The sequence below is a fragment of the Williamsia deligens genome (assembly GCF_024171765.1).
GTDB lineage: Bacteria > Actinomycetota > Actinomycetes > Mycobacteriales > Mycobacteriaceae > Williamsia_A > Williamsia_A deligens.
This window is the reverse complement of the sequence record NZ_JAMTCI010000001.1, coordinates 576,891-602,116: the sequence shown is the minus strand read 5'-3', so window position 1 is coordinate 602,116 and position 25,226 is coordinate 576,891. Positions and strand designations below refer to the sequence as shown.

At 71.1% G+C, this 25,226-nt stretch carries 27 protein-coding genes and 1 riboswitch; of the genes, 16 read left to right on the top strand and 11 right to left on the bottom strand.

Annotated features, from left to right (window positions below; genetic code table 11):
* The first annotated feature begins 60 nt into the window (after nucleotides 1-60).
* The 6 genes from LX14_RS02820 to LX14_RS02795 all read left to right on the top strand — a co-directional run bounded on the left by LX14_RS02820 (nucleotide 61) and on the right by LX14_RS02795 (nucleotide 5,521).
* A complete protein-coding gene (locus LX14_RS02820; RefSeq protein ID WP_253645762.1) occupies nucleotides 61-1,110 on the top strand; it encodes a glycosyltransferase family protein in 1,050 nt (349 codons plus the stop codon).
* A complete protein-coding gene (locus tag LX14_RS02815) occupies nucleotides 1,110-2,219 on the top strand; it encodes a glycosyltransferase (RefSeq protein WP_253645761.1) in 1,110 nt (369 codons plus the stop codon). Before LX14_RS02820 ends, LX14_RS02815 begins: the two co-directional genes overlap by 1 nt.
* The gene (locus LX14_RS02810) at nucleotides 2,216-3,199 is read left to right on the top strand and encodes a glycosyltransferase (RefSeq protein WP_253645760.1); all 984 of its coding nucleotides are present in this window, start codon (nucleotides 2,216-2,218) and stop codon (nucleotides 3,197-3,199) included. The genes LX14_RS02815 and LX14_RS02810 overlap by 4 nt, the downstream gene beginning before the upstream one ends.
* Nucleotides 3,196-4,029 (top strand): glycosyltransferase family 2 protein, encoded by an 834-nt coding sequence (locus LX14_RS02805; RefSeq protein WP_253645759.1) that lies wholly within the window; start codon nucleotides 3,196-3,198, stop codon nucleotides 4,027-4,029. The genes LX14_RS02810 and LX14_RS02805 overlap by 4 nt, the downstream gene beginning before the upstream one ends.
* 104 nt (nucleotides 4,030-4,133) lie before the next feature.
* Entirely contained in the window at nucleotides 4,134-4,934 is an 801-nt protein-coding gene (locus tag LX14_RS02800) for a GAF and ANTAR domain-containing protein (RefSeq protein ID WP_253645758.1), read from the top strand.
* A complete protein-coding gene (locus LX14_RS02795; protein WP_253645757.1) occupies nucleotides 4,931-5,521 on the top strand; it encodes an NUDIX hydrolase in 591 nt (196 codons plus the stop codon). The genes LX14_RS02800 and LX14_RS02795 overlap by 4 nt, the downstream gene beginning before the upstream one ends.
* A 3-nt stretch (nucleotides 5,522-5,524) precedes the next feature.
* Here LX14_RS02795 and LX14_RS02790 read toward each other — a convergent pair whose 3' ends face one another.
* Nucleotides 5,525-6,259, bottom strand: coding sequence for a TetR/AcrR family transcriptional regulator (locus LX14_RS02790; RefSeq protein ID WP_253645756.1), 735 nt, complete (start codon nucleotides 6,257-6,259; stop codon nucleotides 5,525-5,527).
* 78 nt (nucleotides 6,260-6,337) lie between these two features.
* Between LX14_RS02790 and LX14_RS02785 the strand changes: the two genes are divergently transcribed.
* Nucleotides 6,338-7,204 carry an SDR family oxidoreductase gene (locus tag LX14_RS02785; protein WP_253645755.1) on the top strand — a complete coding sequence of 289 codons (867 nt, stop codon included), beginning with the start codon at nucleotides 6,338-6,340 and terminating at the stop codon, nucleotides 7,202-7,204.
* Nucleotides 7,205-7,275: 71 nt separating this feature from the next.
* A complete protein-coding gene (locus LX14_RS02780) occupies nucleotides 7,276-7,824 on the top strand; it encodes a YceI family protein (protein ID WP_253645754.1) in 549 nt (182 codons plus the stop codon).
* A 305-nt stretch (nucleotides 7,825-8,129) separates the two neighbouring features.
* Here LX14_RS02780 and LX14_RS02775 read toward each other — a convergent pair whose 3' ends face one another.
* Nucleotides 8,130-8,711 carry a TetR/AcrR family transcriptional regulator gene (locus tag LX14_RS02775; RefSeq protein ID WP_253645753.1) on the bottom strand — a complete coding sequence of 194 codons (582 nt, stop codon included), beginning with the start codon at nucleotides 8,709-8,711 and terminating at the stop codon, nucleotides 8,130-8,132.
* 101 nt (nucleotides 8,712-8,812) lie between these two features.
* Between LX14_RS02775 and LX14_RS02770 the strand changes: the two genes are divergently transcribed.
* Nucleotides 8,813-10,450 (top strand): adenylate/guanylate cyclase domain-containing protein, encoded by a 1,638-nt coding sequence (locus LX14_RS02770; protein WP_253645752.1) that lies wholly within the window; start codon nucleotides 8,813-8,815, stop codon nucleotides 10,448-10,450.
* Nucleotides 10,451-10,468: 18 nt separating this feature from the next.
* Here LX14_RS02770 and LX14_RS02765 read toward each other — a convergent pair whose 3' ends face one another.
* Nucleotides 10,469-11,488: an LLM class flavin-dependent oxidoreductase gene (locus LX14_RS02765; RefSeq protein ID WP_253645751.1), complete on the bottom strand. Its 1,020-nt coding sequence runs from the start codon at nucleotides 11,486-11,488 to the stop codon at nucleotides 10,469-10,471.
* Between the two features lie 43 nt (nucleotides 11,489-11,531).
* Nucleotides 11,532-12,488 (bottom strand): threo-3-hydroxy-L-aspartate ammonia-lyase, encoded by a 957-nt coding sequence (locus tag LX14_RS02760; RefSeq protein ID WP_253645750.1) that lies wholly within the window; start codon nucleotides 12,486-12,488, stop codon nucleotides 11,532-11,534.
* 14 nt (nucleotides 12,489-12,502) lie between these two features.
* On the opposite strand from LX14_RS02760, the gene LX14_RS02755 reads away from it, so the two are divergent.
* Nucleotides 12,503-13,384 (top strand): oxidoreductase, encoded by an 882-nt coding sequence (locus LX14_RS02755; protein WP_253647863.1) that lies wholly within the window; start codon nucleotides 12,503-12,505, stop codon nucleotides 13,382-13,384.
* A gap of 2 nt (nucleotides 13,385-13,386) precedes the next feature.
* On the opposite strand, the gene LX14_RS02750 is transcribed toward LX14_RS02755, so the two are convergent.
* Both LX14_RS02750 and LX14_RS02745 read right to left on the bottom strand, forming a co-directional pair.
* Complete coding sequence (locus tag LX14_RS02750; protein ID WP_253645749.1) at nucleotides 13,387-14,019, bottom strand: alpha-ketoglutarate-dependent dioxygenase AlkB; 633 nt, start codon at nucleotides 14,017-14,019, stop codon at nucleotides 13,387-13,389.
* A 40-nt stretch (nucleotides 14,020-14,059) separates the two neighbouring features.
* Entirely contained in the window at nucleotides 14,060-15,220 is a 1,161-nt protein-coding gene (locus LX14_RS02745; protein WP_253645748.1) for a pyridoxal phosphate-dependent aminotransferase, read from the bottom strand.
* Between the two features lie 45 nt (nucleotides 15,221-15,265).
* Between LX14_RS02745 and LX14_RS02740 the strand changes: the two genes are divergently transcribed.
* Together LX14_RS02740 and LX14_RS02735 are read left to right on the top strand one after the other, a co-directional pair.
* Nucleotides 15,266-15,871, top strand: coding sequence for a hypothetical protein (locus tag LX14_RS02740; protein WP_253645747.1), 606 nt, complete (start codon nucleotides 15,266-15,268; stop codon nucleotides 15,869-15,871).
* A gap of 29 nt (nucleotides 15,872-15,900) precedes the next feature.
* On the top strand, nucleotides 15,901-16,722 hold the full coding sequence (locus tag LX14_RS02735; RefSeq protein ID WP_253645746.1) for an LppU/SCO3897 family protein: 822 nt from the start codon (nucleotides 15,901-15,903) through the stop codon (nucleotides 16,720-16,722).
* 3 nt (nucleotides 16,723-16,725) lie between these two features.
* On the opposite strand, the gene LX14_RS02730 is transcribed toward LX14_RS02735, so the two are convergent.
* Both LX14_RS02730 and LX14_RS02725 read right to left on the bottom strand, forming a co-directional pair.
* Entirely contained in the window at nucleotides 16,726-18,378 is a 1,653-nt protein-coding gene (locus tag LX14_RS02730; protein ID WP_253645745.1) for a DNA repair helicase XPB, read from the bottom strand.
* Nucleotides 18,379-18,439: 61 nt separating this feature from the next.
* A complete protein-coding gene (locus LX14_RS02725; protein ID WP_253645744.1) occupies nucleotides 18,440-20,878 on the bottom strand; it encodes a helicase-associated domain-containing protein in 2,439 nt (812 codons plus the stop codon).
* 41 nt (nucleotides 20,879-20,919) lie between these two features.
* Between LX14_RS02725 and LX14_RS02720 the strand changes: the two genes are divergently transcribed.
* From LX14_RS02720 to LX14_RS02705, 4 genes are read left to right on the top strand one after another with little or no spacing between them, the layout of a single operon-like run.
* The gene (locus LX14_RS02720) at nucleotides 20,920-21,114 is read left to right on the top strand and encodes a hypothetical protein (protein WP_253645743.1); all 195 of its coding nucleotides are present in this window, start codon (nucleotides 20,920-20,922) and stop codon (nucleotides 21,112-21,114) included.
* 4 nt (nucleotides 21,115-21,118) lie between these two features.
* Nucleotides 21,119-21,604, top strand: coding sequence for a cyclic pyranopterin monophosphate synthase MoaC (gene moaC, locus LX14_RS02715; protein WP_253645742.1), 486 nt, complete (start codon nucleotides 21,119-21,121; stop codon nucleotides 21,602-21,604).
* Nucleotides 21,597-22,079 (top strand): molybdenum cofactor synthesis domain-containing protein, encoded by a 483-nt coding sequence (locus LX14_RS02710; RefSeq protein ID WP_253645741.1) that lies wholly within the window; start codon nucleotides 21,597-21,599, stop codon nucleotides 22,077-22,079. The genes moaC and LX14_RS02710 overlap by 8 nt, the downstream gene beginning before the upstream one ends.
* Entirely contained in the window at nucleotides 22,076-22,507 is a 432-nt protein-coding gene (locus LX14_RS02705; protein ID WP_253645740.1) for a molybdenum cofactor biosynthesis protein MoaE, read from the top strand. Before LX14_RS02710 ends, LX14_RS02705 begins: the two co-directional genes overlap by 4 nt.
* A 226-nt stretch (nucleotides 22,508-22,733) precedes the next feature.
* Here the strand turns inward: LX14_RS02705 and LX14_RS02700 are convergent, their stop codons facing one another.
* From LX14_RS02700 to moaA, 3 genes are all read right to left on the bottom strand, one after another.
* On the bottom strand, nucleotides 22,734-23,360 hold the full coding sequence (locus LX14_RS02700) for a transglycosylase family protein (RefSeq protein WP_253645739.1): 627 nt from the start codon (nucleotides 23,358-23,360) through the stop codon (nucleotides 22,734-22,736).
* 9 nt (nucleotides 23,361-23,369) lie between these two features.
* A riboswitch (cyclic di-AMP (ydaO/yuaA leader) is annotated at nucleotides 23,370-23,563 on the bottom strand.
* A 366-nt stretch (nucleotides 23,564-23,929) separates the two neighbouring features.
* Nucleotides 23,930-24,205 (bottom strand): MoaD/ThiS family protein, encoded by a 276-nt coding sequence (locus tag LX14_RS02695; RefSeq protein ID WP_253645738.1) that lies wholly within the window; start codon nucleotides 24,203-24,205, stop codon nucleotides 23,930-23,932.
* A complete protein-coding gene (gene moaA / locus LX14_RS02690; protein ID WP_253647862.1) occupies nucleotides 24,202-25,224 on the bottom strand; it encodes a GTP 3',8-cyclase MoaA in 1,023 nt (340 codons plus the stop codon). Before moaA ends, LX14_RS02695 begins: the two co-directional genes overlap by 4 nt.
* Nucleotides 25,225-25,226 lie beyond the last annotated feature (2 nt).

Sequence of the window (25,226 nt, the reverse complement as noted above, 5' to 3'; positions counted from 1 at the left end):
CATCACCCACCGCCTCGAGAGGACGCATTGCTCACAGTCGGTTCGGTCCCATCCGCGCACGTGTACGTGCAGCACCTGCAGCCTGTCGGCGCGGTGCCCGAGGAGGACCGCGTCATCCGCCCGCCGGACCCGACGCCCGCCACGGCGACGGCACCCGGGCAGTGGTGGCCGCCGGTCATGTTGCGGCCGGACTGGATCGCCGAGCACGCCATCGAGATCGACGTGCTGCACGTGCATTTCGGGTTCGAGTCCTACACGCCTGCCGAATTGTCGCAGACCGTCGAGATCCTCGCCCGTCATCACGTGCCGCTGGTGCTCACCGTCCACGACCTGCACAACCCGCACGCCGCCGACAACACCGACCACCTCGCCCGTCTCGACGTCCTGATCCCCGCCGCGGTGGAGGTGATCACGGTGACACCGGGTGCGGCCCGGGCCATCGCCGATCGCTGGGGAGTCGCGGTGACCGTGGTCCCGCATCCGCATGTGGTCCCCCTCGAGGAGCTCGGAGTAGAGCGTGACACGCGCGATCGGGCCGGTCGGTTCGTCGTCGGTCTGCACGCGAAGCATCTGCGCGCGAACATCGATCCGCTCCCGGTGGCCCGGGTGCTGCGGGACATCGTCATGCGACGCGGCGACGCCGTGCTCCGCGTGGACCTCGACGACGCGGTGACCGATCCCGACAGTCATTGGTACGCACCCGACGTCGTCGACGAGCTCCGGCGGATGGCGCGGGACGAGTGCGTGGAACTGCGGGTGCACCCGCGTTTCGACGACGACGCCCTGTGGCGGTATCTGCGGGAGATCGACGTCTCGGTGCTGCCGTACCGCTTCGGGACCCACTCGGGGTGGCTCGAGGCCTGCCACGACGTCGGCACCCCTGTGATCGCACCGCGATGCGGCTTCTACGACGAGCAGCGTCGCTGTGCCACATACGGATTCGACGGCGACGGTGTCGATGCCGCATCGATGGACGCGGCTCTCGCAGCCGTGATCGCCGGAGCGGGCGACCCGTCGGTCGCTGCTACCGCCGATCGCCTGCGGGAACGCGACGAGGTCGCCCGGGCACATCATGCGATCTATCGGCGCGCCCTGGTCGGTGCCCGATGATGGCCACCCCGTTGAGGATCGCCGTCCTCGCCTCGTCCAGCTTCCCGATCGAGCAACCCTTCGCGGGTGGGCTCGAGGCGCACGTCTACAACCTCTCGCGTGCGTTGCGTGACCGTGGCCACCAGGTCAGCCTGTTCGCCGCCCCGGGATCCTCGCTCGACCGCGACACGGATGTGCTGCCCGTGCACACACTGGATCTGAGTCCGGCGTCCCTCGTCGACCCGGTGATGACCCCGACCGCGATCCGCGAGCACCACGCCTACCTCGGCGTGATGATGGATCTCGCCGGCGAGCTGGGCGAGTCCTTCGACATCATCCACAACCACTCGCTGCACTACCTGCCGCCGGCGATGTCGGCGACGCTGCCGATGCCGATGATCACCACCCTGCACACACCGCCCGTCCCGTGGCTGGAGTCCGCCATCGCACTGGCGCCGCGGGACGTCAACACGTTCGCCGCCGTCAGCGCGTTCAATGCGCGCGAGTGGGCGACGGTGGTGCCCGACGCCGCCGTGATCCGCAACGGGATCCCGCTCGAGGACTGGCCGGAGGGTCCGGGGGGCGACTCGGCCGTCTGGTCGGGGCGCATCACCCCCGAGAAGGGCACCCACCTCGCCATCGACGCAGCGCGCCGTGCGGGGATCCACCTGCGGGTCGCCGGTCCCGTGTACGACCCCGAGTACTTCGACGCCCAGGTCGCCCCGCGGCTCGGCGACAGTGTCGAGTACGTCGGTCACCTCGGCCGCGCCGACCTCGCGCGGTTGGTCGGGTCGTCGTCGGTGGCCCTGGTCACCCCGGTGTGGGCCGAGCCGTACGGCCTGGTCGTCGCCGAAGCGCTGGCGTGCGGCACGCCCGTCGCCGCGTTCAGCCGCGGCGGGATCCCCGAGATCGTCGACGACGAGTGCGGGGTGCTGGCCCCCGCCGACGACGTCGACGCCCTCGCCGCCGCCATCCCGCGGGCCGCGCGACTGTCGCGATCGGCTGCCCGCCGGCGGGCCGAGACGTGCTGCTCGTCGACGCGCATGGTGGACGCGTATGAGGCGCTCTACCGGCGGGTCCTGCGCCGAGCGCGCCTGGCCGACACCGCCGACGTGAGGTCGATCGCGTGATCGGCTGGTACGTCCACCACCAGGGGATGGGTCACGCACACCGCGCCGACTCGATCGCCCGCGCACTCGACGAGCCCGTCACGGTGCTGTCGTCCCGCGCCCGTCCCACAGGACACGCGGCGGCCGTGTGGGTGACGCTGCCGATGGACACCGGCCCCGACGCGGCCGATCCCACCGCCGGCGGTGTCGTCCACTGGGCGCCCCTACGGACTCCGGGCATGACCGCGCGGATGGCGGCGATCGCCGACTGGATCGACCGCACACAGCCGTCGCTCGTGGTCGTCGACGTGTCGGTCGAGGTCGCCGCCTTCGTCCGGCTCATGGGTGTCCCGGTGGTGGTGATGGCCATGCCCGGCGATCGCGACGACACCGCGCATGCGCTGGCCTACGACATGGCCACCGCGATCGTCGCCCCGTGGTCGAGGGACGTGTACGACCCGCAGTGGCTGGCCGCACGGGCGGACAAGACCACCTGGGTCGGCAGCATCAGTCGTTTCGACGGCCGCGCGCCGTCCGCACGACCGCTGTCGACCACACCGACCGTGGCCGTCCTGGGCGGCGCCGGCGGCGGGGCGATGACGCTGCAGGCGGTCGAGCAGTGGGCCCGAGCCGACTCCCGGTTCGCGTTCCGCGCCGTCGGGGCCACCGGCGCGCCGTGGACCGACGACGTCTGGCCGGTGCTGACCGAGGCCGCCGTGGTGGTGACCCACGCAGGACAGAACGCTGTCGCCGACGTGGCCGCATCCGGCCGACCGGCCGTGGTGGTGCCCCGTGAGCGACCGTTCGCCGAGCAGTCCCGGACCGCCACGGCACTCGCGGAGCACCGTGTCGCTGCGGTGCGCGACGACTGGCCTGCCCCGTCAGCGATCTCGGACGCCCTCGACGACGCGTTGGCGATCGGTGCGTCGCGCTGGTCCGATCTGCGGACGTCGGGTGCGGCGACCCGTGCCGCCGCAGCGATCGCCGGTGTGGCCGGATGACCGGCGCCTCCCGGATCGTCGTGGTGACCGTGGTCCGCGGTCGCCACCAACACCTGCGGGCGCAGAGGCGGGGTCTCGCCGCGTCGACCGTGCCGCCGTTCGTCCACGTCGTGGTGGCCATGGACGACCCCGACATCGATGCCGTCGTCGCGGAGAACCCGCTGCCCTCGGTTGTCGTCGCCTGCCGGCCCGATGCGGACGGCCGCCTGCCCCTGGCACGCGCCCGCAACGTCGGCGCGGCCGCGGCCGGTGCGATGGGTGCCACGCTGCTGGTCTTCCTGGACGTGGACTGCATCCCCGGCCCGGACCTGATCGCCCGATATGCGGACGCCGCTGCGCGTGTCCCGGGCGAGATCCTCTGCGGCCCGGTCACCTACCTGCCCCCGGGTGTCCCGGGTGCCGACTGGCCCGCCGACTGGACCGCACACACCCACCCGCACCCGGCGCGCCCTGCGCCGGCTGCAGGGGAGTTGGTCCCCGCCGAGAATCCCGACCTGTTCTGGTCGCTGTCGTTCGCGGTGGCGCCGTCGGTCTTCGACGACGTCGGGGGATTCTGCGCCGAGTACGCGGGATACGGCTGTGAGGACACCGATTTCGCCGCGACGGCGGTGCGGGATGGCACCGGCATCCGGTGGGTGGGCGGTGCGCACGCGTACCACCAACACCACCCGGTGTCGCGCCCCCCGGTCGAGCACCTCGACGACATCGTGGCGAATTCGTCGATCTTCCACAGGCGTTGGGGCCGGTGGCCGATGGAGGGATGGTTGTCGGCGTTCGAGGACGACGGCCTCCTGGAACGCACGGTCGACGGTCACATCGCCGTTCTCTGACGCAGACATGTTGCACGCGTGATTCTTTGGATACGGTCAAACGCTGGACCGCTGTGTTCGTGCGCTGACACAATGGGGCGGACGCGAACCCTGGTGGTGATGTGGTGAGTACCGACTCGATCAACCTGTTCGAGGAGCTGTCAGCGATGACGCCGGCCGTGCACGCGCACGCCGAGATCGCGCGGATGTCGGCGGCGGCGCAGGGGGCGGGTGGTCCGACACCGTCGATGGACGAGGTCCTGGACTCCATCACCGCGTCGGCGCGGACGATCCTCCCCCAGGTCGACCACGTGTCCCTCTCGCTCGTGCACCGGGATCGGTTCGGGCGCGTGCGGCGCGAACGGACGGTGGCCGGCGGGGAGCTCTCGCAGCTGTTCGCCGACACCCAGTGGGACTCCGGCTCGGGACCCGGCATCGATGCGGTGGTCGGCGGGAGGGAAGTCCTCGTCGACGACGTCGACACCGAACCCCGCTGGCCCGACCTCATGGCGCTGGTCCGCGCGAGGACGCCGATCAAGTCCATGCTGTGTGTCCGCATCGCGTTGGCCGACCGCGACCTCGGGATCCTGGTGCTGCACTCCGAACGTCGCCACGCGTTCCGTCGCGCGGACGCCGAGCTGGCGTCGCTGCTCGGTGTGCACGCCGCGGTCGCGGTGTCCACGGCCCGTCGCGCGGACCAGTTCACGCAGGCGCTGGCGTCGCGCGACGTGATCGGGCAGGCCAAGGGGATGGTGATGGAGCGCTTCGACGTCGACGCCGACCGCGCATTCGCCATCCTGGCCCGCCTGTCACAGGAGACGAACACCCCCGTCGCCGTGGTCGCCCGTCGGCTCGTCGACATCGACCATCCCGCACGGGAGGGGTCCGAGGGCCTCGACGCCGCAGGGTGCACAGTGACCGGGTGACCCCCGACGACATCGCCGCACGACTGGCGGCACTCGACGTCCACCACATCGATCTGCCGGACGCGCGCCGTGCCGCGGTGGCCGTCGCCGTCACGAGCGTGGCGGGGGAGTGCGGCATATGGGTGATGAAGCGCCCGGACCGCATGCGTGCCCACCCCGGCCAGTACGCGCTGCCCGGCGGCAGCATCGACCCCGGTGAGGACGCGGTGGACGCCGCCCTGCGGGAGATGGACGAGGAGATCGGCGTCGTCGTCGGACGAGACGCCGTCCTCGGGCGACTCGACGACTACGCCACCCGGTCGGGGTTCGTGATCACCCCGATCGTGTGCTGGGCCGGAGCGGACCGCGAGGTCACCCCCAACCCCGACGAGGTCGCCCAGCTCTTCTTCGCGTCGATGGACGCGATCTCGGTGGCACCACGCTTCGTGTCCATCCCGGAGTCGCCGCGTCCGGTGATCCAGTTGCCGATGCTCGACGCGCTCATCCACGCGCCGACCGCGGCCGTGATCTACCAGTTCGCCGAGGTGGTGGCGGGTCGTCAGACGCGCGTGGCCGACCTCGAGCAGCCGGTGTTCGCCTGGCGCTGAGCATCACCCGACGTCGGCGGCGCCCCCGGTGGCGATGATGCGGTCCAGCCAGTCGGTCAACAGCAGTCGCTCGGCGTCGCTCAGACCGGTGACGTGGGGTGCGACCGTGCGAAATGCGATGACGGCCGCGGTCACGGCGTCCGTCGTGTCGTCGGGCGCCTCGGTCAGGATCGCGGCGGCCACCGCGTCCCAGAGGTCGTCGGCCAGGGTGGAGTGCGCGGAGGCGTCCGGCGTGGACAGCAGGATCCGGATGGCGCCGTTGCCGGTCGCCGACAGCATGTCCGCGGCCCGTGACTCGTCGACGCGCAGTCGTCCTGCGGCCGCCACCCGCCGAACGCGCTCGGCGAGGACCCTGTACCCCTCGCGGGTGGCCGGCGACCGTGCGACGCGGTCGGGGTCGCTGAACAGGTGGTACAGCGCGGGGTGCGCGAGCCCGAACTCGACCTGCCGGAACCACCCGTCGCGGAGGTCGACCACCGGGTCGATCCGGTCGTCGGCGGCCACCGCCGCCGCCTTGCGTGCCACGAAGTCCGCCATGACGTGCTCGGCGACCGCCTCGAGCAGCCCGTCCTTGTCGCCGAAGAGTCGGTAGATCGTCGGCGGCTGCACCGCGGCCGCGTGCGCCACACCACGGGTGGTCACGGCGGCCGGACCGTGCTCGGCGAGGAGTTCGGCGGCGGCGCCGATGATCCGGTCGCGGGTGGTGTCCCGGGCGCCTGCGTCGTCGGTGGAGGTCACGATCCAACGATAACGGTTCTCTGTTACCGTCGATGTTATCGGTGATATCGCCGATGTGTTGTCATCGATAGGAGAACCATGATCGTCATCACCGGGGCGACCGGCGCTCTCAACGGCGCCACCGTCCGGCATCTACTCGACCGTGTGCCGGCGTCATCCCTCGCCGTCGTCACGCGTGACCCCGACCGGGCCCGTGAGTTCTCCGACCGCGGGGTCGAGGTCCGTCGCGGCGACTACGCCGATCCCTCGTCGCTGCCTGCGGCGTTCGACGGTGCCGACCAGCTGCTGCTCGTGTCGTCCAACGACCCGTTCGCCGACGCGGTGGCGCTGCACGGTGCCGCCGTCGACGCGGCGGTGGCGGCCCGGGTGGGTCGCGTCCTCTACACGAGTCATCAGGGCGCCGCGCCCGACAGTCCGTTCGGTCCGGCGCGCGATCACGCGGCGACGGAGAGCCTGCTCGCCGAGAGCGGGCTGCCCTGGACGTCGCTGCGCAACGGCTTCTACGCCCACAGTCTCGACCTGCTCGCCGGGCCCTGGCGCGAGACCGGCGTCATCGTCGTCCCGGCGGACGGCCCCGTGTCATGGACATGGCGCGAGGACTCCGCGGAGGCGGCTGCTGCCGTCCTCCTCGACGAGGGATCCCACGACGGCGCGGTCACCCTCACCGCGGCGCAGGCGCACACCTTCGCCGAGGTCGCATCGATCGCGTCCGAGGTCGTCGGGCGCCCGATCCGCGTCGAGGTCGTCGAACCCGAGCGATGGGTGGCCGACAAGGTGGCAGCAGGCATGCCCGAACCGCAGGCGCGCTTCACGCTGGGGATGTTCCAGGCGGCGGAGCAGGGATACTTCGCCGGGGTCGACCCTCTCCTGTCGCAGCTGCTCGGACGACCGCCCCGCAGGGTGCGCGAGGTGCTCGACTGTGATCCCGGTCACGTGGTGGAATGAATCGGACCGTGGTCCGCTTATGCTCCCTGTCGGACCGGGCAGGCCGGCCCCACCCATCTCGAGGAGTCACCATGACCACCGCCACCGCAGCCGGGCTCAGCGCCGGAACCTGGACCATCGACCCGACCCACTCGGCGATCGGTTTCTCGGTCCGTCACCTCATGGTCAGCAAGGTCCGCGGCACGTTCGACACGTTCAGCGGCGCGATCACCATCGCCGAGGACGGCACCCCGTCCGTGCGCGCCGAGATCGACGTGCGCTCGATCAACACCAAGAACGAGCAGCGCGACGGCCACATCCGCTCGGCCGACTTCTTCGACGCCGACAACCACCCCACCGCCACCTTCGTCTCGACGTCGGTCACCGGCGACAACGGCGACTACGTGTTGACCGGTGACTTCACCCTGCGTGGCGTCACCCAGTCGGTGTCGATGCCGCTGGAGTTCAACGGCGTCAACCCGGGCATGGGCCACGGCGAGGTCGCGGGCTTCGAGGCGTCGATCGAGCTGAACCGCAAGGACTTCGGCATCAGCATCGACATGCCGCTGGAGACCGGCGGGACCGTCGTCGGCGACAAGGTGACCATCTCCCTCGAGATCGAGGCCACCAAAAGCGCCTGAGCGCCGAATAATTCGGATGACAGCGTGATCTCGACCGATCTACCGTCCTCGGTGTCAGCAGAACACCGCCATCGAGGAGGCAGCCATGGTCATCACGACACGCATCCCGGCGCCGGCCGTCTCCGGTCGTGTGTCACCCAGATCTGTTCTCGCGCACATCGTCTCGTCACTGAGACAACCGCGGCGCGTGACAGGTCGAGCCGAGCGGGAACGACATCACCGCATCCGGCGTGAACGCCTCGAGCGGGAACGTCGGACGCTGCGCAGCGAGATGGCGATGGTCTGTCTCGGCGTGCGACGGTGAGTCAGCGAGCTCGGATACCGTTCAAGAACAGGTCGACGAGGCCCTCCAGATAGGCCTCGTCGACCTGTTCGTGTGTGAGGAGGCGGCGGGCGTACACCGGCCCGTACATCGCCTCGAGCGCCAGTCGGTGATCGACGCCGGGTGCGATCTCCCCGCGCTCGACGCCGCGTTCGAGGATGACCGCCACGTTGTCCATGCGTTCGGCGGTCATCCGCCGGCGGGCCTCCTCGAGGCGGTCGATCTCCACCGGCATCGTCGCCAGACGCAACAGCGCCCAGTTCTGCGGGGACGACATGGACTCGTCGAGAGCGGACAGCAGGGCGACGAGGTCGGACCGGACCGAGCCGGTGTCCGGCACCTCGATCGACAACGGGTCCAGATGACTCAGCACCGCGTCGGTGATGAGCTGCTCGCGCGTCTTCCACCGTCGGTAGATGGATGTCACATGTACGCCGGCGGCCTCGGCGACCGAGGCGACGGTGACACCGTCGACACCTACGCTGAGCAGCTCGTTCAGTGCTGCGGTGAGAACCCCGTCGCGGACAGCCTTGCCGCGGCGGTGACCCGATGTGGCTGACGACACGGAATGACCCTAACGCAACAGTGGTTGCGTTCTGTAGGCTTTTCGCAACTCGACTTGCGTTGGGTCCACCCGACCGCACGCCGACCGAAACGAGCAGATCCATGACCGGACACGAGATAGCGCGGGACAGGCGCGTCGACGCCTCGCGCATGATGGCGCTGGCGACCGTCGGCATCATCGCCGCGAACCTCGCCGTCGCCCTGGAGACCGCACTGCTCGTCGGCCTCGTCACCTCGGGCGGCCACCTCACCCTCGGTGCCGGGAGTCAGAGCGTGTCGGGTCTCGTCTGGGGACTCGTGGTGGGCGCCACCGTCGACCTCGTGACCACCATCGCCGTCCTGCGGCCGCACATCCGGTGGTTCCTGTCCGGGACTCCGGCCGACGCCCGCCGCCGCACGGCCCTGCAGCGCATGCCGATGGCCGGTGTCGTCGTCACCGGGGTGGGGTGGGTCGCCGGGATCGTCGCGTACGCCGCCGTGGCGGGCGAGGCACTCGGGGCGATCGACCTCCTCGTCATCGCGGCCGCATTCGCCCTCGGCGGGGCATCCTGCGGCGCGGCGACCTACATGATCCTCGAACGCGTGGGACGCCCCCTCGTGGCCACCGCCATGCGCGATTCCCCGCCCTCGAGGGCGGTCCTCGGTGTCCGCGAACGCATGATCGTCCTGTGGCTGGCGGTGAGCGGCGTCCCGCTCGGCGGCATCGTCCTGCTCAACATCGGCCGTGCGATCGGGTGGGTCCCCCCGAACGACACAGTCTTCGACATCCCGACCGTCGTGCTCGCCATCATCTGTCTCGCCAGCGGTGTGCGCGCGATCGCGCTCGTCACCAGGTCCATCACCGACCCGCTCCGCGACATCCGGCAGGCCGTCGAGCGTGTGTCCGCGGGTGACTTCGGGACCCGCGTCGACGTCTACGACTCGTCGGAGCTCGGTGTCCTGCAGGATGGCTTCAACACCATGGTCGACGGCCTCGCCGAGCGCGAGCGGCTGCGCGACCTCTTCGCCCGCCACGTCGGCACCGAGGTCGCCGCGCGAGCGCTGCGCACCGACATCGGGATGCACGGCTCCAAGACCGACGTGGGCGTCCTCTTCGTCGACATCGAGGGGTCCACGCGCTTCGCGCAGTCGACCGACCCGGAGACGGTGGCCGCGGCCCTGAACCGCTTCTTCACGATCGTCGCCGACGTCGTCGCCCGTCACGACGGGTTCATCAACAAGTTCGAGGGTGACGCCGCTCTCGCCGTCTTCGGGGCGCCCAACGCCGTCGCCGACCCGGTGGCCGCCGCCCTGGCCGCGGCCCGGGAGCTCGGCGCCGAACTCGAGGAGATCCACCCGCTGCGGGTCGGGATCGGTGTGTCCGGCGGGCGTGTGTTCGCCGGCAACATCGGTGCCGAGACCCGCTACGAGTACACGGTCATCGGTGACCCGGTGAACGAGTGCGCCCGCCTCGCCGACGTCGCCAAGCAGAGCCGGTCCAATGTCCTGGCCAGCGGGGCTGCACTCGACAGCCTCGTGTCGGTCGACCGCGACGACGACGGCGAGGAGACGACGACCGTCGAGCACGACGAGTGCTGGGAGTGGACGACGGTCGGCTCGGTGACCCTGCGGGGTCGTGCGACACCCACCCGGATCCACGCGCCCGTCGAGCTCGTGTCCGACTCCGACATGAGCATCACCGACCTCGTCGACGGACTGATCCGCCGGCCGCTCTCGGTGCTGCGCGGCCGCCTGAGCTGACGGCCGCGCCGACTCCGGTCAGCGCCAGCCGAGGGCGGGCGCGACGTGGGTCAGGATCGAGTCGATCACGTGGGCGTTGTAGTCGACGCCGAGCTGGTTCGGCACGGTGAGCAGCAGCGTGTCGGCCTCGGCGATCGCGGTGTCCTCGGCGAGTTGCTCGATCAGCCGGTCGGGCTCGTCGGCGTAGGACCGACCGAAGCGCGCGATGCCGCCGTCGATGTGCCCGACCTGGTCGGACTCCTGGCCGCCGCGGCCGAAGTACGCACGGTCGCGGTCGTCGGCGATCGCGAAGATGCTGCGGCTCACCGACACCCGCGGCGTGAACACATGGCCGGCGTTCTGCCACTCCTTGCGGAACACGCGGATCTGCTCGGCCTGCAGTTCGTGGAACGGCACGCCGGTGTCCTCGGTGAGCAGGGTCGAACTCATCAGGTTCATGCCCTGCTGAGCGGTCCACTCCGCGGTCGCACGCGTCCCGGCACCCCACCAGATCCGCTCGCGTAGACCCTCCGAGTGCGGCTCCAGGCGTAGCAGGCCGGGCGGGTTGGGGAACATCGGACGCGGGTTGGGCTGGGCGAAGCCCTCACCTTCGAGCCCCTGCAGGAACACCGCGGTGTGGCGACGGGCCATGTCGGCGTCCGTCTCACCCTCGGCGGGTGCGTACCCGAAGTACTTGTAGCCCTCGATCACCTGCTCGGGGGATCCCCGGCTGATGCCGAGCTGCAGCCTGCCCCCGGAGATCAGGTCCGCCGCGCTCGCGTCCTCCACCATGTAGAGCGGGTTCTCGTAGCGCATGTCGATGACGCCCGTGCCGATCTCGATGCGCGACGTGCGCGCTCCGACCGCGGCGAGCAGCGGGAACGGCGACGCGAGCTGACGCGCGAAGTGGTGCACGCGGAAGTACGCGCCGTCGGCACCGAGCTCCTCGGCCGCGACGGCGAGGTCGATGGACTGGGTCAGCACATCGGCCGCGGACCGCGTCGCAGACTGCGGAGAGGGCGTCCAGTGCCCGAACGACAGGAAACCGATGTTCTTCATGTCCCTATAATGGACCGCGGTCCGTTTGTATTCCAGTCGCAGGTCAGCCCGCTGTCGCGAACAGGGCCGTGTCGACGTTCCCGCCGGAGACCACGACGCCCACCCGTGCCCCGGCGAAGCGGTCGCGATGGCCGATCGCCGCGGCGAGACTGAGGGCACCCGTCGGTTCGACGACGAGCTTCGCGCGGGTGGCGAGCAGGCCCATCGCGTGGCGCAGCGCGTCGTCGTCGGCGGTGAGGATGTCGGTGACGTGCTCGCGGATGATCGGGAACGTGCGGTCGCCGAGGCGTGTGGTCTGCGCGCCGTCGGCGATGGTCCGCGGCGTCGGGATCTCGACGATGTGCCCCGCCCGCAACGACTGCAGCGCGTCGTCGCCGGCGGCGGGTTCGACACCGAACACCTCGGTGCTCGGCGACAGCGCCCCGACCGACAGCAGTGACCCGCTGAGCAGCCCACCCCCGCCCAGCGGGACCAGCAGGACGTCGAGATCGTCGACGTCGATGAGCAGCTCGGCGACCGCGGTGCCCTGCCCGGCGATGACGTCCGGGTGGTCGAACGGCGGGATGATCGACGCGCCGGTCCGTTCGGCGATCTCGGCGGCGACCGCGACCCGGTCCTGTGAGTACCGGTCGTAGCGGACGACGGTCGCGCCGTAGGCCTGCGTCGCCGCCACCTTCGGGGGTGGGGCGTCGTGCGGCATGACGATGGTCGCGGGGACGTCGTGTAGCTGCGCGGCCAGGCTGAGACCCTGCGCGTGGTTGCCCGACGAGTAGGCGAGCACCCCGGCGCGGCGACGCTCGGCGGGCAGTCGCGACACGGCGGTGTAGGCCCCGCGGAACTTGAACGCACCGGCGCGCTGCAGGTTCTCGCACTTGAGGAACAGACGGGCACCGACGATCTCGTCGAGCAGCCGTGACGTCACCACGGGTGTGCGGTGCGCGACGCCGTCGAGGGTCGCCGCCGCTGCCGCGACGGAGTCGTAGCTGGGTGCCCGGTCCATGCACGCAGCATAGGATCGCGGTCGTGACGTGGACCGCGAAGGACATCCCTGATCAGACCGGCCGGACGTTCGTGATCACCGGCGCCAACAGCGGGCTCGGCGCCGAGGCCGCGAAGGCGATCGGCGCCGCGGGTGGGTCGGTGATCCTGGCCTGCCGCTCGACCGAGAAGGCGCAGCCCGTCGCCCGGGAGATCGGCGCGAACGCCACCGTGGCGCGTCTCGACCTCGCCGACCTGTCGTCGGTGCGGGAGTTCGCCGACACCGTCGAGAAGGTCGACGTCCTCGTCAACAACGCCGGTGTGATGGCTGTGCCCAAGGGCCGCACCGCCGACGGGTTCGAGATGCAGTTCGGCACCAACCATCTCGGTCACTTCGCCCTCACCGGACTGCTGCTGCCGAAGATCGCCGACCGCGTCGTCACGGTGTCGTCGTTCGCGCACGCCACAGGCAAGATCGACCTCGACGACCTCAACTACGACCGTCGCCGCTACGAGCGGTGGACCGCCTACGGGCAGTCGAAGCTGGCCAACCTGCACTTCGCGTTCGAGCTGGCCCGCCGCCTGGGACGGTCGGGGTCGACCGTCTCCTCGATGGCTGCACACCCCGGGTACGCCAGCACCAACCTGCAGTCGCACACGGAGTCGGTGTACGACCGCATCATGTCGTTGACCAACCGGCTCGTGGGGCAGTCGGCGTCGAACGGCGCGCTGCCCGAGTTGTATGCCGCGACATCACCCGACGCGGCCTCGGGGGCGTTCTACGGTCCGAAGGACCTCGGTGGCCTGCGTGGCGCGCCGACGCTGACCAAGCCGTTCTCGAAGGCACGCGACGAGTCGGTATCACAGGCGCTGTGGATCGCGTCGGAGAAGCTGACCGGCGTCACCTACGACATCTGAGGTCAGAACACCCCGGACGGGCGGAACTGCACGCTGATGCGCGGTCCCACGCCGGTCACCTTGGGTACGGCGTGCTCCCACGTGCGCTGGCAGCTGCCACCCATCACCAGCAGGTCACCGTGCGAGACGACGAACCGGAGTGACTGCCCGCCTCCGCGGGGGCGCAGCATGAGCGGCCGAGGAGATCCCAGCGACACGATCGCGACCATGGTGTCCTCGGTGCTGCCACGGCCGATCGTGTCGCCGTGCCACGTGACGCTGTCGGAACCGTCTCGGTAGCAACACATCCCGGCGGTCGCGAACCCCTCGGGGAGTTCGGCGCGATAGTGCCTGGTCAGTGCGTCTCGGGCGGCGTCGAGGACAGGGTGGGGCAGCGGGTCGTCCTCGTGGTACGTGCACAGCAGCCGCGGCACGTCGACGACGCGGTCGTACATCTGCCGCCGTTCGGCACGCCACGGCACCTCGTCGCGCAGGTGGTCGAAGAGGGCGTCGGCGCCGTCGATGAACCCGGGGCGGACATCGACCCAGGCCCCGGCGGTGAGGACCCGCCGACGCACAGCGGAGCCGAGTGCGGTGACGGTCGGTTCGCCGTCGTCGGCGGCGAACAACGACCCCTGGGTGCCTGCGGAGGTCATGCCGCCAGTCTACGCCCCGATCGAACGTGTGTGCGAGTGATCAGGGCGCGAGGCGACGCAGTCGCTCGATGCCCTCCTGCAGGACGTCGTCCCGTTTGGCGAACGCGAACCGGATGAGGTGCTGCCACGGCTCGCGACGGTCCACGAAGGCACTGACCGGCACCGCGGCCACCCCGTGGGTCCCGGGCAGTGACCGACACAGCGCCTCACCGTCGTCGATGCCGAGGGGACGCGGGTCGGCGCAGACGAAGAAAGTGCCCTCGGTGCGGTGCACGGCGAACCCGATGTCGGCGAGGGCGTCGGAGACGAGGTCCCGCTTGCGTTGCAGGTCCTTGCGATTGGCGTCGACCCAGTCCATCTCGGTGTCCAGGGCACCGGCGACCGCGGGCTGGAACGGGCCGCTGCCGACGAACGTCATGAACTGTTTCGCGGTGCGTGCGGCGGCGACGAGATGTGCGGGGCCGCTGAGCCATCCGACCTTCCATCCCGTCACGTTGAAGGTCTTCGCCGCGCTGGAGATCCGCACGGTGCGCTCACGCATCCCCGGCACCGACGCGATGGACCGGTGCACGCGGTCATCGAAGACGAGGTACTCGTAGACCTCGTCGCTGATGGCGATCACGTCGTGGTCGATGCACTCGGCGGCGATCGCGGCGAGGTCCTCGTCGGACAGGACCGACCCCGTGGGGTTGTGCGGACTGTTGACGACGACCGCCGCGGTCTTGTCGGTGATGGTCTCGGCCAGGGCGTCGCGGTCGAGGGTGAAGCCGTCTCCGTCGGCGACGAGCGGCACCGACCGTCGGAACCCTCCCGACATGGCGACGGCCGCGGCGTAGGCGTCGTAGAAGGGCTCGATGAGCACGACCTCGGCGCCGGGCTCCACCAACCCCACGACCGCGGCGGCGATCGCCTCGGTGGCGCCGACCGTGACGAGCACCTCGGTGTCGGGGTCGTACTCGAGGCCGACGTGCCGCGACTGCTGCGCCGCGATCGCCGCGCGCAGCGCCGGGACGCCGGGGCCGGGCGGGTACTGGTTGGCGCCGGACCTGATCGCGGTGCAGGCAGTGTCGAGCAGGGACTGCGGACCGTCGGTGTCGGGGAATCCCTGGCCCAGGTTGATCGCGTCGTGGGCGAGCGCGAGCTGGGACATCTCGGCGAACACGGTGGTGGCGAACGGCGCCAGACGCGCGACGGTGCTCATCTGTCCAGGCTGTCACAGGCGCGACACCGGCCGTAGGGTCGGTCGGTGCCCACCGATGCGCCCACCTCTGAGCGCCGCCGGCGGTCGGTGGCGACCCGGCCGTTGGTCGTCGCCGTGGGCGTCATCGTCGCGCTGCTGGTCGCGATCGCGGTGGTGGCCGCGGTGGGTGCGCGCGGGACCGCGGGGGCGTCCGGGGACGCTGCCGTCGGCGGCTGCGTGGTGGTGCAGGACCGCGGCAACGGTGCCGTCGCCGTGGACACGGTGGGGTGCACCGGTGAGGGCATGACGTTCTACGTCGCGTCGCGCACCGAGCGGCGCTCGAGCTGCCCGGGCGGGACCGGCGCATCGATCGTCGCGACGTCGGTGCGGATCTCCGTCGGTGACGCCACGCTCTGTCTGGTCCCCGATCTGCGCGCCGGCCGGTGCTATCTGCTGCCCACCCCGACGGCGGCGCCGTCCGCCGGCCATGTCGCGCGGTACGAACGCAAGGGGTGCTCGACGGTGTCGGGTGCGTCGGACTCCCCGATCTACGCGGTGACCCGACGCGCCGACGGGACCTCGGTGCTGCGGTGCGCCGCCGGCGAGGTGGCCTGGGGCACCACGCGGCCGCGGCCCATCGCCTACTGTCTGGCGCCGACGACCGCGAGGTGAGTGCGCGGAGCCCGGTCTAGGGTGAGGTCATGACCGGTCCCCAGGACGGCCCCGAGGGGTCCGAACCCCGCTACGGCGCGCCCGATCCCGGGAACGGCCCCACCGAGCCGCAGTCCTATCCGCCGCTCGGCCAGCCCCCGTCGTATCCGCCGCCGTACCAGGGTCAGCCGCCGCAGTCGTTCCCGCCGCCGTACGGACAGAACCCGTACGGACAGAACCCCTATGGCCAGAACCCGTACGGACAGAACCCCTATGGCCAGAACCCGGCCGGTCAGTTCCCCGGTGGTCCGCCGCCCTGGGGTGCACCGGTGCCACCGCGGAAACGATCGTGGCTGAAGTGGGTCGTGGTCGCCTCGGTCATCTCCGTCGTGCTGTTGATCGCCGTGGTGATCGCGGGGATCGTCGTCCAGTCCCACGAGATCAACGACATCGACGACGCGACGACCGGCAGCTGCATCACCGTGTCGGGCACCAGCTCCGAGGCGACGCCTCACAGGGCGGACTGCGGGTCCGACGATTTCAGCTTCTACATCGGCCAGAAGGTCGACGAGAACGCGCAGTGCGCGGACGAGTTCGCCCTGCACCTCACACAGCGCGGCAAGGGTCGGCTGTGCCTCACGCCGAACCTCCGCGAGGGCAAGTGCTACTCGCTGCCCGGGCAGTCGGGATCGGTGACCGACTTCGCCGAGGTCGACTGCTCCGCCACCGATCTCGCCTTCTCGAAGACGGTGATCAAGGTGGCCCAGCGGGTCGAGTCGTCGGCGTCGGACGTCTGCACCGCCGGTGAGCAGCTCAGCTACCGCCGCCCCAACCCGGTCACCTACTGCGCCGACGTCCTCACGTCGGGCTGACGCTCAGCCGATGGCCGGGCCGAGGAGGTCGTCGGCGTCGGTGATGCGGTACGCGTAGCCCTGCTCGGCGAGGAACCGCTGGCGGTGTGCGGCGTAGTCGGCGTCGAGGGTGTCGCGGGAGACGACCGAGTAGAAGTGCGCCTGTCCGCCGTCCTTCTTCGGTCGCAGCAACCGTCCGAGGCGCTGCGCCTCCTCCTGCCGCGAGCCGAAGGTGCCCGACACCTGCACGGCCACCGACGCCTCGGGCAGGTCGATGGAGAAGTTGGCGACCTTGCTCACCACCAGCGTCGAGATCTCACCGTTGCGGAACCGGTCGAAGAGGATCTCGCGGTCCTTGTTCTTCGTCGACCCCTGGATCACCGGGGCGTCGAGAGCCTCGCCGAGCTCCTCGAGCTGGTCGATGTAGGCGCCGATGATCAGCGTCGGCGCCCCCTCGTGCCGGGCCAGGATGGACTTCACCACGTTGACCTTGGTGTGGGCGGTCGAGCAGAGCTTGTACTTCTCCTCCGCCTCGGCCACCGCGTACTGCAGGCGTTCGTTCTCGGTGAGGGTGACGCGCACCTCGACGCAGTCGGCGGGAGCGATCCAGCCCTGCGACTCGATGTCCTTCCAGGGGGCGTCGTAGCGCTTGGGTCCGATGAGGCTGAACACGTCGCCCTCGCGGCCGTCCTCGCGCACGAGCGTCGCGGTCAGGCCGAGGCGTCGGCGGGACTGCAGGTCGGCGGTCATGCGGAAGACCGGTGCGGGCAGCAGGTGGACCTCGTCGTAGATGATGAGGCCCCAGTCGCGGGAGTCGAACAGTTCGAGGTTGCGGTACTCGCCCTTCGACTTCCGTGTCATCACCTGGTACGTCGCGATGGTGACCGGCCGGATCTCCTTGCGCTCACCGGAGTACTCACCGATCTCCTCCTCGGTGAGCGAGGTTCGCGCGATGAGCTCCCGCTTCCACTGTCGACCGGCGACGGTGTTGGTCACCATGATCAGCGTCGTGGCACCGGCTTTCGCCATCGCCGCGGCGCCGACCATAGTCTTGCCCGCGCCACACGGCAGCACGACGACGCCCGAGCCGCCGTCCCAGAAGGAGTCGGCCGCCATCTGCTGGTAGTCACGCAGCTCCCAGTCGTCCTGCGCCAGCTCGATCGGATGCGCCTCGCCGTCGACGTATCCGGCGAGATCCTCGGCGGGCCAACCGATCTTCAGCAGGAGCTGCTTGATGTGGCCACGCTGGGACGGATGCACGATCACGGTGTCGTCGTCGATGCGGGCACCGAGCATCGGGGCGATCTTCTTGTTGCGCATCACCTCCTCGAGCACGGCGCGGTCGAGGCTGTTCAGGGTGAGGCCGTGCACCGGGCTCTTCACCAGCTGCAGGCGGCCGAAGCGACCCATGGTGTCGACGATGTCCATCAGCAGCGGTTGCGGGACCGCGTACCGGGAGAACGAGACGAGTGCGTCGACCACCTGCTCGGCGTCGTGGCCGGCGGCGCGGGCGTTCCACAGGGCCAGCGGGGTGACGCGGTAGGTGTGGATGTGCTCCGGTGCGCGCTCGAGTTCGGCGAACGGTGCGATGGCCGCGCGGGCCTCCCCGGCCTGCGGGTGGTCGACCTCGAGCAGGAGGGTCTTGTCGGACTGGACGATCAGCGGGCCTTCGGTCACCCATCCATTGTCCACACCCGCTGCGCGCGGGCCGGTCGCGGCCACGTCGCCGCAGGTCAGGTCAGTTCTCGAGCAGTTCCACCGAGGTGATGCGGTGCAACTGGTAACGCTGTGCGGCCTCGTCGGCGGTGTCGGCCGGTCCGGTCACCAGCTGGCCCGCGCCGACCGTCGTGGGCAGGACGACGTGTTTGCTCGCCGACCCGTGGGCGTCGACGTAGCCGATGCGCACCCGCCGACCGGTCCGCACGGCCATCTGCAGGAGCGCCGTCGCGGACTCGCCCCCGCCCGACCGGACGGAGGCGACACCCCGCGCGGGGACCGCGGACTCGGCGGCGTCGTGCGACCGCATCCGGTCCACGACCGCGGCGAGCCGCTCCGGCCCGATCTGGGTGGGCCGACGTGTCGGGGCGCGGCGCGGGCCACGGCCACCGGGCAGCCGCACCCCGTGTTCGCGCATGTCGACGAGGGCGCCGCTGGAATCCTCACCGGCCGGGGCGAACCCGGCGCCGCGCAGTTCGTCGAGCACCTGTCGCAGCGGTGCCTGCGACACCGCGACGGTGGGCGCCAACGCCCGCAGCGCCAGTGACTCGGCCACCGGCGACGAGAGGACCGCGGCCAGGGTGGTCGCGTCCTCGCATCGGACGAACGACGCCGCGACACCCACCCGCAGCTGCCCGTGGCGGCGGGCGACGTCGGTCACGAGGTACTCCAGCGACTGCGGCACCGGGGTCCGGGAGTGGGCGGCGACGAACCCGGTGATCTCGGTGCCCGTGCGGCCGGTGTCGAGCGCACGGCGCACCGAGTCCTCGGTGACGCGGTACACCGATGCGGCGCCGCCGGATTCGAGATCGGCCAGCACCGACAGCTCCGCCGCGAGCTCGGGCGTCAGCGGTCCCGGCACGGTGATCGTGAGATCGGCCTGGGTGAGGAAGAAGTCGATCGGCTCGGGAAGAGCCGCGGCCATCGCCAGGCGCAGCGTCTTGTCGACGTCGGACTCCGGTGCGGTGGGCCGGGGGTCGCGGTCGGTCGTGATGTCGAGCAGTGCGCGTCCCACGGACGAGACCGCGCCCCGGGCGACCACCCCGAGCATCCGTGCCTCGTCGAGGGTCGCGTCGACGGACCGCCGGTGCAGGCGGCGCTGCCACCGCGGATGACGCCACGCCAGCAGTTCCATGAGGGAGTCGACGTCGACGGAGGTGCCGGGATCGGCGGTGGCCAGCGCGTCGACGATCATCCGACGTTCCATCGGTGCGGCGACGTCGTGGAGATCGCCGGCGAGAGCGGGCACGGGGGAGCCCTCGGATCCGGGCTCGCCGATGAGCCAGGCGCGTCGCGGCATGGTCCACCACGCCTCGACGACGGTCTGCCAGCGGCGTTCGGCGGGCTGGTGGGTGTAGGTGTCCAGCGCGGTGGTCGGGGCCCAGACCGCCTCCCCGGCACCGATCGGGGGATCGGGGAAGCCGCTGTCGAGGAGACGGGCCGCCGAGGCGATCTCGACGACGAACGACTGACGGGCCGGGTCGAGGCCGGTGGCCTTCGCGACGCGACGCATCTCCCGCACGCCCAGCCCGCCGGACCGCAGGACGGCGGCGGGGGTGGCGCCGAGGACGTCGAGGGTCTCGGAGAGGTGGCGCAGCAGCTCCAACGCCTCACCGCCGGCGGCGGCGTCGACGTCCTTCGCCCCTGACCGACGTCCCCCGGGTGCGACCGACGCGGCGTCGGTGGCGGCCTGCAGGCGCGGCTCGCGCAGATCCCGGGGACCCGACGTCCGTTCGCCGCGCACCATCGCGCCGACGACGGGTGCCAGCTCCACGGTCTGGTCGTCCACGCGGGTCAGCAGGTCCATCGCGATGAGGCGGGGGACCGGTCGGCTCGGGTCGGCGTCGGGGGCGGCATCGCGGGTGCGTCCCAGCGGCGACCCCTGCGCCAGGGTCTCGATGAGTTCGCGTTCGCGGTCGTCGAGACCGTCGAGGCGGGATCGCAGGTCGGCGGTGTCGACCCCGGCGAGCGGGCCCGTGAGGTGCAGGCCACGCCCGGGCAGGGCAGCGGGTGCGTGCGCGGCGGTGCGCAGCGCCGTGTCGGGGCCCCAGATCAGGGCGCGATCCCGCAGCAGGTCGACGCGGGCGGTGATGGCGTCGTCGTCGGCACGACCGGTCAACGCCGCCCGCACGTCGTCGGCGGAGGTCGTCCCCACGTCGGGTGCGTCGGCGCCGCCCCGGCCCGCGGCGGCCGAGCAGAGTCGGATGATCTGCTCCAGCACCGCGACGCCGAGCAGGTCGAGGTCGTCGGCGACGAGGTTGATCGACGGCGCGGCGAGCGCGCGCTGCGCCAGCACCGCGGTCCCGGCCGGCGGGGGACTGGCGAGATCGGGGCGGGCCGCCAACAGTGCGACCAGCTGCTCGTCGGAGCGGGCGGTCAGGTCGTCGGCGAGGGTGACCGGGGTCGTCGGGGTCTCGGGGGCCGCCGCGGCGCGACGGGACGCACGATCCGACGAGGTCATCTCACCGATGATAGGGAGACCCCTCATGGCAGAATGACGCCGTGGCCGATAAGAGCAGCAAGAAGCGTTACGTCGACAACGGGTGGCCCCAGAGCGACGAGGGCGATCACGAGCACGCCGTCTCGGAGTTCGCGGCGTCGATCTCCGGAGCTCTCTCTCCGTTCGGTGAGACCGAGTTCCCCCTCCCGGTCGATCAGCTCCCGTACACACACGCCAAGACCACGGTCAATCGCTGACCGCATGACCGACCCGGCGCCCCGTCGGCTGTCGCACGTCGACGCCGACGGCGCAGCCCGCATGGTCGACGTCGGCGGCAAGCCCGTGACCCACCGGATCGCGGTGGCAGCGGGCACCTTCCGCACCACCCCCGAGGTCGTCGCGGCCATCTCCGACGGCACCGTCGCCAAGGGTGACGTGCTCGCCACGGCACGCATCGCCGCGATCATGGGTGCCAAACGCACACCCGACCTCATCCCGCTGTGCCACCAGGTCGCGTTGTCGTCGGTGTCGGTGGACCTGCACGTCGCCGACTCGACCGTCGAGGTGACGGCCACCGCCGCGACGGCCGATCGCACCGGGGTGGAGATGGAGGCGCTCACCGCCGTCGCGGTGGCCGGCCTCACCCTGCACGACATGTGCAAGGCCCTCGATCCCCGCGGGAGCATGACCGACATCCGGCTCGTCGAGAAGCGCGGCGGCAAGCACGGTCGGTGGACGCGTGACTGACGCGCGGATCGCACGGATCGTCGTCGCCTCCACGCGTGCCGCCTCCGGCACCTACCCCGACCGCACCGGGCCCGTCATCGAGGCGTGGCTGACCGAGCGCGGGTTCGTCGTCGAGGCGCTCGACGTGGTCGCCGACGGTGACGCCGTCGGGGTGTCGTTGCGGGCCGCTGTCGCCGCCGGCGCGGCGCTGGTCCTCACCACCGGTGGGACGGGCCTCACACCGACCGACACGACGCCCGAACAGACGCGCCCCCTCCTCGACAGGGAGATCCCCGGTCTCGCGGACGCCGTGCGCGCCGCCGGGTCGGACGCCGTGCCCACCGCGGTCCTGTCTCGGGGTGTCGCCGGCATCGCGGGCACGACGCTGATCGTCAACCTCCCCGGGTCCACCGGCGGCGTTCGCGACGGCCTGTCGGTGCTGGAGCCGGTGCTGGACCACGCGCTCGACCAGATCCGCGGAGGCGATCACCGGTGAGCGGCGCGCGGGTCACGCGCGCCGTCGTCACCGCCGACGTCCTCGACCCCGACGACCACCAGCGCGCTGTCCACGACGACGCCGCCGGTGCCGTCGTGTGCTTCACCGGGGCTGTGCGCGACCACGACAGCGCACGATCGGTGCGTGCCCTGCACTACAGCGCCCATCCGACCGCGGAACAGGTCCTCGCCGACGTCGTCACGGGGATCGCCGCCGAGTCCGACGGCGCCCGGGCCATCGCGGTCTCGCACCGCGTCGGCGACCTCGCCATCGGGGACATCGCGTTCGTCGTCGCGGTGTCGGCGGACCATCGTCGGGCGGCGTTCGAGGTGTGTTCGCGCGTCGTCGACGACGTGAAGGCGGCGTTGCCGGTGTGGAAGCACCAGATGTTCGCCGACGGCACCGACGAATGGGTCGGCTCCGCCTGACCGACCCCCCTCACCGGACGTCGACTGGGCTTTTGGAGACGTCGACTGGGCGTTTGCGGACGTCGACTGCCCAACGGACGTCCGTAACCGCCCACTCGACGTCTGTAACCGCCCACTCGACGGGGTGGCAGGGGCGGGTGGTCGGGAATGGAAAAGGGCCCCGCACGGACCAGAGGTCACATGCGGGGCCCTTCGTCTGAGGGTGCCTACCCGATCACCGAGGTGATCACTGGAAGGGGATCAGTCCCTTGTTCTGGTTGAACAGGGCGATCTGCTCGGCCGAGAGGTTGATGCCGCTCTTCTTGGCCTGCTCCCAGAGCCCGGCGACCGCGGGATCGATCTTGCCCTTCTGCTGGGCGTTCTTCACGATCTCGTCGACCTGCTTCTTGACGTCCGCGGTGGTCTTCGCGGCCTGGTCCTTCACGTCCTGGACGGAGGGCAGCGACGGCGCCTTCGGCAGGTCGGTCGGGGCGGAGCGCGGCGTCGCGGCGCCGAGGCCGGTGCCGCAGACGGGCCATGCGCCCTTGCCCTGGCCGGCGAGCACGCGCTCGGCGACGGCGATCTGCTGCTCCTTGGTGGCCTGGTTGGCGGTCGGCGCGTACTCGGTGCCGCCGTTGCCGGCCCAGGTGCTCTGGCTGAACTGCAGTCCGCCCTGGTAGCCGTTGCCGGTGTTGATGGCCCAGTTGCCACCCGACTCACACTGGGCGACCTGGTTCCACTGGTCGTCGGTGGCCGCGGAGGCGGTCCCGACACCGAAGAACGCGCTGGCGCCGCCGCCGATGACGGCGGAGGTGAGCACGACCTTGGCGGCGGTGCGGGTTGCGGAGGACTGCTTGCGATGACGTCCGGACATGGGTGTTGTTCTTCCTCTCTCCACGCGCCTGCGAAGTGAGCTGTCGGGTTCGGGCTGAGAGGTTGCCCGGCTCCGCATGCGCGGAGCTTCACCCCAAGGGATCCGACCTGTGGCCGGCCCCGATCCTCGTCGACCCCGTGCACCGTCTGGTGTCCGTCGACGAGGTGGGTCCCCCGTCCTCGTTCCTGAAGCTGGTCTGTCGAGGCCCTGTCCGTGGAACGAGGTTCGGCGCGAAGGACAAGAGCCTGTGTGCTTGTGGTGTGGCCACAGGTGCGGCCGAGATGGACGCTACGTGTTCTGCCCGGCGACGTCATACCTTCGCGTGACAAACGATCACGCCTGTGTGGGCCATGTGTCGGACGTGTGACGGCGTCCATGCTGGTGACAGCGTCGATACCCATCCCGTGTCCCATCCGTGACCGGACCGTGATGTGAAGAACCTCACACTGTCTGCGACACGCTGCGGGAAGAAATCCCGTGTGCTCGTCGGAGCGTGGTCACAAGGGCTGTGTCGCACACGATCTCGATGCATCGGACGAGTCGGACGCGGGCGTGCGCTGCGACGACGGTCAGCCGCCGGCGAACGGCGGCAGCACCTCGATCACGGTCGCGCCGGCGAGGGGGGTGTCGTGGTCGCGGACCACCACGGCGTCGCGGAGGAACGAGCACCGGGTGAGGACGCGGGCGAGGGCGGGGTTGTCGGCACCGAGCTGCGCCCGGAGATCGGCCAGGGTCGCCGACGAGGGCAGCACGACGGTCTCGCCCGCGCGGCCCGCTGCCGCCTCGGCCGCGGCGAAATAGCGCACCTCGACGCGGACGTCGTGGGCGTCGGTGCCCGCGGTCATCCGCCGATCGCCGACATGGGTCGGTCGGGCTGGAGGAAACCGGGGTCGTCGATGGCGTGGCCGGGGAGTTTCCCCCAGGTCGCGACGCGCCAGGCGTCGGCGACGGCCGCGTCGTCGGCGCCGGACCGCAGCAGGCCGCGAAGGTCGGTCTCGACGGTCGAGAACAGGCACGTCCGGGCCTGGCCGTCGGCGGTGAGACGGGTGCGGTCGCAGTCGCCGCAGAACGGCCGCGTCACCGACGCGATGATCCCGACCTTCGCCGGCACACGACGCCCTGTGCCGTCGACCGCCCAGTGCCCGTCGACGAGCCACGTCTGGGCCGGCGAGGCGCCCCGGGGAGCGGGGTCGGGGACGAGGTCGAACTCGCGGGAGAGGCGCTCGTGCACCTGGTCGGCGGTGATCATCGCGGCGCGCGACCACCGGTGCTCGGCGTCGAGCGGCATCTGCTCGATGATCCGCAGCGAGTAGCCCTCGCGCAGAGACATCCGGAGCAGTTCCGGGGCGTCGTCGAGTCCGCCGTCGGGGTGCAGCACGGCGTTGACCTTGACCGGGCGCAGCCCGGCCTCGTGGGCGGCGGCGAGCCCGTCGAGGACATCGTGCAGGCGATCGCGTCGGGTGATCGCGGCGAACCGCTCGCGGTCGAGCGTGTCGAGGGAGACGTTCACGCGGGCCACACCGGCGTCGGCGAGTGCGCGGGCGTGCCGCCGCAGCGACAGGCCGTTGGTCGTCAGCGACACCTCGGGTGCACCGGGCAGGGCTGTCACGGCGGCGACGATGTCGACGAGGTCCCGCCGGACCAGCGGTTCACCGCCGGTGAAGCGGACCGCCGTGATGCCCAGTTCGTCGACGGCCAGTCGGATGAGGCGGACCATCTCGTCGGCGCTCAGGAGATCGGCGGCGGGCAGCCAGTCGAGGCCGTCGGCGGGCATGCAGTAGGTGCAGCGCAGATTGCAGCGATCGGTCACGGAGACGCGCAGGTCGCGGGTCGTCCGGCCGTGGGTGTCGAGCATCGGCCCCACCG

Bases quoted from the DNA above. Each gene is read 5' to 3' on its own strand.
- LX14_RS02725 (WP_253645744.1), bottom strand. From the start codon at position 20,878: ATGACCTCGTCGGATCGTGCGTCCCGTCGCGCCGCGGCGGCCCCCGAG.
- LX14_RS02785 (WP_253645755.1), top strand. From the start codon at position 6,338: ATGATCGTCATCACCGGGGCGACCGGCGCTCTCAACGGCGCCACCGTC.
- LX14_RS02805 (WP_253645759.1), top strand. From the start codon at position 3,196: ATGACCGGCGCCTCCCGGATCGTCGTGGTGACCGTGGTCCGCGGTCGC.
- LX14_RS02815 (WP_253645761.1), top strand. From the start codon at position 1,110: ATGGCCACCCCGTTGAGGATCGCCGTCCTCGCCTCGTCCAGCTTCCCG.
- LX14_RS02735 (WP_253645746.1), top strand. From the start codon at position 15,901: ATGACCGGTCCCCAGGACGGCCCCGAGGGGTCCGAACCCCGCTACGGC.
- LX14_RS02780 (WP_253645754.1), top strand. From the start codon at position 7,276: ATGACCACCGCCACCGCAGCCGGGCTCAGCGCCGGAACCTGGACCATC.
- LX14_RS02695 (WP_253645738.1), bottom strand. From the start codon at position 24,205: ATGACCGCGGGCACCGACGCCCACGACGTCCGCGTCGAGGTGCGCTAT.
- LX14_RS02745 (WP_253645748.1), bottom strand. From the start codon at position 15,220: ATGAGCACCGTCGCGCGTCTGGCGCCGTTCGCCACCACCGTGTTCGCC.
- LX14_RS02700 (WP_253645739.1), bottom strand. From the start codon at position 23,360: ATGTCCGGACGTCATCGCAAGCAGTCCTCCGCAACCCGCACCGCCGCC.
- LX14_RS02765 (WP_253645751.1), bottom strand. From the start codon at position 11,488: ATGAAGAACATCGGTTTCCTGTCGTTCGGGCACTGGACGCCCTCTCCG.
- LX14_RS02750 (WP_253645749.1), bottom strand. From the start codon at position 14,019: ATGACCTCCGCAGGCACCCAGGGGTCGTTGTTCGCCGCCGACGACGGC.
- LX14_RS02760 (WP_253645750.1), bottom strand. From the start codon at position 12,488: ATGGACCGGGCACCCAGCTACGACTCCGTCGCGGCAGCGGCGGCGACC.
- moaC (WP_253645742.1), top strand. From the start codon at position 21,119: ATGACCGACCCGGCGCCCCGTCGGCTGTCGCACGTCGACGCCGACGGC.
- LX14_RS02770 (WP_253645752.1), top strand. From the start codon at position 8,813: ATGACCGGACACGAGATAGCGCGGGACAGGCGCGTCGACGCCTCGCGC.